The sequence below is a fragment of the Anaerotignum faecicola genome, from assembly GCA_024460105.1.
GTDB lineage: Bacteria > Bacillota > Clostridia > Lachnospirales > Anaerotignaceae > JANFXS01.
The window spans coordinates 1-436 of the sequence record JANFXS010000335.1 but is presented as its reverse complement, the minus strand read 5'-3'; the positions used below and the strand labels follow the sequence as shown (position 1 = coordinate 436).

At 53.7% G+C, this 436-nt stretch carries 1 protein-coding gene; it reads right to left on the bottom strand.

All coding sequences use genetic code 11. The annotated features are described in order from the left end of the window. Positions 1-208: 208 nt before the first annotated feature. A partial coding sequence (locus NE664_14250) for a hypothetical protein (GenBank protein ID MCQ4727797.1) occupies positions 209-436 on the bottom strand: 228 nt, incomplete at its 5' end.

Below are 436 nucleotides of genomic sequence, written 5' to 3'. Positions count from 1 at the left end.
GCGGTCTCTGCCGCCATCGATAAAATGACCGGAAAATCACCGTTTAAGGGCAGATACAATGAAACGGTATTCTGCGGCCGCTGGGATACCAGAATTTAATCAGAACCAGTCTTTTTCCTGCACTCCCGGTCTCCGGGGAAGGAAAGCTGCAATAGAAAACTCCCCTGTCGGAATGGATTCCATTCAAACGGCAGGGGAGTTTTTCGTATTACGATTTCAGTTCCTTTACAGTCAGACCATTTTCGCGGCCCTGCTTCCTCCAGCCGATATGAGCGGCGGCTATGTAGAGCGGGCGGGGAATGGAGAGGGAGAAGAAGCGATCGTTCCCCTTTTCAAGGCGCTCGATGTTTGCGGCCATATCTGTCAGGGCAGCGCCCAACGGTTTTTTCGGCCCCTTTGCCAGGGGGACGCCTTTTAAATGGGCCAGCATGCCCCC